Raw genomic sequence first — 5,366 nt, 5'->3', positions numbered from 1 at the left:
TGGAGGGCCGCCAGGAACTCATGGGTTTCCGGGGCGTGCATCGGCGTCCTGATGATGCCGGGGGAGACGGCGTTCACGCGGATGCCCCTGGTCGCGTATTCGATTGCCAGCGCCTTGGTGGCGGAGTTGATGCCGCCCTTGGTGAGATTGGCGAGCGCGCTCGGCACACTGCCGTTCGGATGATCGACGAGGCTGGTGGTGATGCTGACGATGTGGCCCGATCCCTGCCTGAGCATCTCCGTCGCCACGCGTTGCGTGATGTGGAAGAAGCCGGCGAGATTGGTCGCGATCTTGGTGTCGAAGTCCTCGACGGTGTAGTCGGTGAAGGATTTGGCGATGAAGATGCCGGCATTGTTGACCAGCGTGTCGATCCGCCCGAACCGCGAGATCCCCTGCCCAACCACCGCTTCAGCGGTCGCCGGATCGCCGACGTCGCCGCGCACTGCCAAGATATCGCGATCGCCGGTCTGCTCGATCGAGCGGGAGGTCGCCACCACCCGGTAGTTGCGATCCCGGAACGCCTTGACCAGGCCGGCGCCGATGCCTTGTGATGCGCCTGTGATGATGGCCACTTTCTGCTCGCTGCCCATGATTACCCTCGATGATGTCCCCAGCCTGCGGGATTGCGGCTGACAGCCCGTCTTGGCTGTTGAGGATCTTGAAGTATTCGGTGGGACGGCTGAATGGCCGCCGTCCGGCAGGCATTCTTCCCACAGCCGGAAGAATAAGGGCGCGGATCAGGATTTCAGCGCAAGGGCCTCGGTGGACAGCCTCGCGAACTCCGCGCGCAGACGGGGGACCGCCAAGTCCATGAAGGCGAGCACCTTGGGAACCAACATGCGCCCCCGCGGCATGAGAAGCTTGACCAGCATGGCCGGGGGTTCCGCATCCCGCAGCAGGAGCCGCAACGACCCGTCATGAACGCGCTCGGCCACGTGAACGGTGTAGAGCCGGGTCACGTCGAGCCCGCCGACTGCGGCGGCCAGCGCCGCGCGGACGCTGTTAACAACCAGCCGGGGCTTGAACTGGACAGACCAAGCGATGGAACTCCCTCTTGCTGGCGGAAAGAGACGTGCACATGAAAGAACGAAGAACTGAACTTCGAAGCTGATTGACAATGCCAAGCATCGCGGCCTGATCTCCCAACACATTTTTCTTCTCCCGGTCGCCTTCACAGGAGAGAACGGTAAACGCCAGGAAAACTCGCTCCGCCGCGAGTATAGGCCTGCTCAAATTGACACGACCGATCGACATCCACGACCAGGGAACCGGGTTGGTCCGTCAGGTGCATCCATGCCGTATAACCAACGAGATTGCCTTGTCCTGACTGACGCTGAGTGTAAGAGATGTCGCGTAACGTTTCAGGAGGAACATCGTAGGCATCGATCACGGATGCGACCGTGGGGGTACAGGGATGATTATTGTATCGGGTGAGCGTCGAGGTGGTCACTTGGCTTGGCGCCTCAAGCTTGGGGGGCACTCCGACACACGCGGACGCTGCAAAAAAGACGCCAAGTATCGGCGATAGGGGTGCTTTCAGGTCGAGCAGCATGCGAAGACGCATGGTATTTCCCTTCCTTCCAAGTGTGGAGCTTCAAGCCCTGACACAACCTTCTGCGACGAGACTTCTCCATCTATCGGACCTGACGCAACAGCTTGACACCGTCTGCGGCAAAACTCTGCCTCTCATAACGCCGAATTCCGGTATGACGGAAACTCAGGAATTTGCGTCATCTCCGTAGTATCAGCACCTGCATCTGCCATCTCGTTACCGAAGATGACCCGCTCGGTGATCTGCTGGTTTAGCCGAAGACGTCGCCATGTGCCGGGGCTTATTCCAACAGTGCGGGAGAAGACGCGGGTGAAATGACTTTGATCGGCAAAACCGCAAGCAAGAGCGGTCTGCGCCAATGGCAGATCGGTGCCCATCAGAAGCTCTTTGGCCTTCTCAACGCGGCTTTCCAGCAGCCAGCGGTGAGGAGGTTTGCCTGTGCTTTGCTTAAAGGACCGGGCAAAATGACTGACCGATAATTTGCATTCACTGGCGAGCAAAGCCAAAGTTATGTCATGCCCAAGATGGGTGGTCATGAGCGCCTTGGCGCGTGTCTCCTGCCACGGCGCCAATCCGCCGGCGAGTGGAGCAGGCAATGTCTCGGAACAGTCGATCACCTGCATCGAGTGGCTTACGAAGATCCTGCCGGCTTGTCTCACGGCACTTCCTCCAGGCTGATCTTGATTATATGCACGCTGTCCTGGTCGACAGCATGGTTCATCTGCCTCATGAAGTTGGTCAGCACCTTCGGGTCTGCGGTCCAGGTCGGTGGAACCTGCAGTCTCGCTCCACAATGACGAGGTCGTCGTTGAAGGCGAAGCGCCACCGCGTGCGATCTTGTTCGTGAAATCCCGAATTTCATTGCCTCTGCCGCCGCCGACCGGGAGCGTCGGGAGATTGGTGGTGCTGGTAGATAGGGGCATTTCGGAGCAAGGTTCAGTGTCGGCTTCGGAGAGCCATCTTTGGCCGCCGCCCCCAGGCTTTCGAAGATCCCGCGCCATCGTGACGAACGAGCTTTGACCACTGTCCTCCTTCCTCAGCTTGATGCGGGCTCCCTGCAGGCGGTCGATGGTGCCGATGTGAACGCCGTCAGCCCCGATCACCTCTATGTGCTCTCGGATCGCGCTGCTACCCGTCATGTGCCTTCTCCTGCTTTCACATTGCTCCAAGCGTCACGAGACCCCGCGTTCAAGTTACTCATGGCTGACCAGCCGTACCGCCGAGGGTTTCTGTTGGGTTCCGCAACTCGGGGGGGACCACACCCCGCTCTCCCGCGCCACGCCCCAATCGTCCGGCGATTTCGGACACATGCCGCCCCTGGAATCGGGCGCCGTCGAGTTCGTTCCTTGTCGGCTGCCGTGAGCCATCGCCGCCCGCGAGAGTAGTCGCGCCATACGGCGTTCCGCCCGAGACCTCATCCATGTTAGTCAGACCGGCGAAGGAATAAGGCAGCCCGACAATGATCATGCCGAGGTGCAGAAGGGTTGTGTGGAACGATGTGATCGTCGTTTCCTGGCCGCCGTGCTGGGTCGCGGTCGAGGCGAACACGCTGCCAACTTTGCCGACCAAGGCTCCCTGGGCCCAAAGTCCTCCGGTCTGATCGAGGAAGTTGCGCATCTGCGCCGCCATGTTGCCGTAGCGGGTCGGCGTACCGAAAATGACGGCATCGTAGTCGCCCAGCTCGTTGGGGCTGGCGATCGGAGCGTCCTGATCGATCTTCATGCCGGCTGTCCGGGCCACCTCTTCCGGCACCAGTTCAGGGACACGCTTGACGGTCACGTCCGTGCCCGCGACGGAGCGAGCGCCTTCCGCGATGGCCTGGGCCATTCGTTCGATGTGGCCGTAGGATGAGTAGTAAAGAACCAGAACCTTTGCCATGGGGCGACCTCTGCTTGAGTGCTAGGGTTGGCGGCATCAAGAGCTGCAAATTCATCTTCAAGACTTCACCTCATCCTCTCCCGAGCACCAGAAAATGCCGGTCCACAGGCTCGCCAGGTACCTGATGAAAGCGACGGGCCTCGGCGTCCACCTTCAAGACGCGTCGCTGCTTGTGCAGGTGCCGACTGTGGCCTCCACGAAGAGGATGCAGCTGGTGTTGACGCAGGTTCAGTCCAACTGTTTTCGCTCGTTCGAGCGACCTTCATTCCAGCACTGGTCAGCCGCTCTACCAGGGGTGGGGCCAGCCTGACCGGTACCAATGATGATGGTGTCGAAGACTGTCGTTATGTGGCTGCTCCCAGCGTTTTGGTGCAGCTCTGGACAACACAGAGGTGGCTGAGGTGCATGGGGGCCATTACGGTTAGCTCCTGGAGAGAGTTGTGCATGGCGGTTTCTTTGGTTCAGTAGTCAGCGTTTTCCAGAGGCAAGCTCCCATACAGCGTCAGCGAATTCCTTAGGTGCTTCTTCGGGCAGGTTGTGACCTACGTTCGCAACTACGCGATGCTGCCGCCCGCCGAGGAACTTTGGGGCTGTCGATTTGCCGTCTGTTGCCGGAACGACCCCGTCCGCGTCCCCGTCCAGCGTGATTGTCGGAACCTTGATGATAGGCATTGCAGCAAGCTGCAGTTCGACACTCTCATACGGAGAGTATCCCGCCGCCAGGCCAAGGCGATGACGGTAGGAGTGGATCACCACATCGACGTAGTCCGGGTTCTCGAAGGCACTCGTGTGCCGGTCGAGGGTCGCCTCGTCAAAGCGCCAGGTCGGCGAGTTGCGCAGCCACAGGGATCTCGCGAGATCGCGCCTGTTGGCCGCCAAGCCTGCGCGTCCCCGCTCGGTCTGGAAATAGTACTGGTACCAGAGCCCTGATTCGATCGAGGGAGGAAGAGGCTGCCCGGCCTTGGCGATGTCCTGGATGAGATAGCTGTTGACGGACACCAGCCCCGCGCATCGCTCGGGCCAGAGGGCTGCAGCGACGCATGCGGCCCGTCCACCCCAGTCATAGCCGGCAAGCACAGCGCGGTTTAACCCCAAGGCATCCATCAGGGCGATCACATCAACGCCGATCGCGCCTTGCTGCCCGGACCGCGGTGTTCCGCCATCTAGGAAATGCGTTGAGCCATGCCCCCGCAGATAGGGGACAATCACCCGACACCCATGCTCGGCGAGCATCGGCGCGACCTCAACGTAGCTGTCGACGGAGTACGGAAACCCATGCAGCAGCAGCACCGGCGGGCCATCAGCCGATCCGGTCTCGTAGTAGCCGATGTCGAGGACACCCGCCCTGATCTGCCTGACTGGAGCAAACCTTTGGTTGATTCCCTGTGCGTCACTGGCATTCGCAGGCACCGTACCCATGCGTGCCATTCCTGCTGTTGCGATGCCCGCCGCAGCCGCACCCAGGAAGCTTCGGCGACTGTGTCTGATTGCATCCATCATGGCGCGGCTCTCCGGTTGGCTATCGGTTCGATTATTCCTTTCTACGGGCTGATCAGACGCCCACGTAGACCAGCTTCGTAAACAGCATGGGGCTCACGGCGAACCGGGCCCACTTGGCATCGAAGTCGGCAGTCGGGTTGGCTGTCACGATTTCATCAAGCGATCGTCCCTGCTTCTTCAGGCCAGCCACCTTCTCGCGAACGGCGACGAGCATATCGCGGTAGTCCCTGAGTTGCGCTTTATTGCTGGCCGGACCATGACCAGGGATCACGATCGTCCTGTCGGTGGCAGCGGCGAGATTGGCCTCGGTAGCCCGGATCGTTCCATCGAGACTGCCGCCGGTTGAATAATCGATGAACGGGTAGAAGCCGTTCCAGTACGTGTCGCCGGTATGCAGGACGTCGGCATCGGTGAAGGTCACAGAGATGTCGCCATC

Annotated in this window: 7 protein-coding genes; all 7 read right to left on the bottom strand. The window is 60.6% G+C overall.

Annotated elements, in window-relative coordinates:
• On the bottom strand, positions 1-572 hold a 572-nt coding region (locus AC5JJ6_RS40025; RefSeq protein ID WP_496047388.1), incomplete at its 3' end, for an SDR family NAD(P)-dependent oxidoreductase.
• Between the two features lie 165 nt (positions 573-737).
• Complete coding sequence (locus AC5JJ6_RS40020; RefSeq protein WP_496047387.1) at positions 738-1,118, bottom strand: LysR substrate-binding domain-containing protein; 381 nt, start codon at positions 1,116-1,118, stop codon at positions 738-740.
• Between the two features lie 53 nt (positions 1,119-1,171).
• Positions 1,172-1,564, bottom strand: a complete 393-nt coding sequence (locus AC5JJ6_RS40015; protein WP_496047386.1) for a hypothetical protein — start codon at positions 1,562-1,564, stop codon at positions 1,172-1,174.
• Positions 1,565-1,686: 122 nt separating this feature from the next.
• Entirely contained in the window at positions 1,687-2,691 is a 1,005-nt protein-coding gene (locus AC5JJ6_RS40010; RefSeq protein WP_496047385.1) for a helix-turn-helix domain-containing protein, read from the bottom strand.
• A gap of 58 nt (positions 2,692-2,749) precedes the next feature.
• The gene (wrbA, locus tag AC5JJ6_RS40005; protein WP_496047384.1) at positions 2,750-3,430 is read right to left on the bottom strand and encodes an NAD(P)H:quinone oxidoreductase; all 681 of its coding nucleotides are present in this window, start codon (positions 3,428-3,430) and stop codon (positions 2,750-2,752) included.
• Between the two features lie 468 nt (positions 3,431-3,898).
• Positions 3,899-4,930 (bottom strand): alpha/beta fold hydrolase, encoded by a 1,032-nt coding sequence (locus AC5JJ6_RS40000; protein WP_496047383.1) that lies wholly within the window; start codon positions 4,928-4,930, stop codon positions 3,899-3,901.
• Positions 4,931-4,982: 52 nt separating this feature from the next.
• Positions 4,983-5,366 (bottom strand): hypothetical protein (locus AC5JJ6_RS39995; RefSeq protein ID WP_496047382.1); only part of this gene is annotated, 384 nt, incomplete at its 5' end.

The sequence above is a fragment of the Skermanella sp. genome (assembly GCF_059503625.1).
Note: the sequence above shows the minus strand (reverse complement) of the source record. Positions and strands in the feature narration are given on the sequence as shown.

Excerpts from the sequence above, each read along its gene's own strand:
- AC5JJ6_RS40010 (WP_496047385.1), bottom strand. The coding sequence starts at position 2,691 with ATGACGGGTAGCAGCGCGATCCGAGAGCACATAGAGGTGATCGGGGCT.
- AC5JJ6_RS40000 (WP_496047383.1), bottom strand. The coding sequence starts at position 4,930 with ATGATGGATGCAATCAGACACAGTCGCCGAAGCTTCCTGGGTGCGGCT.
- wrbA (WP_496047384.1), bottom strand. The coding sequence starts at position 3,430 with ATGGCAAAGGTTCTGGTTCTTTACTACTCATCCTACGGCCACATCGAA.
- AC5JJ6_RS40015 (WP_496047386.1), bottom strand. The coding sequence starts at position 1,564 with ATGCGTCTTCGCATGCTGCTCGACCTGAAAGCACCCCTATCGCCGATA.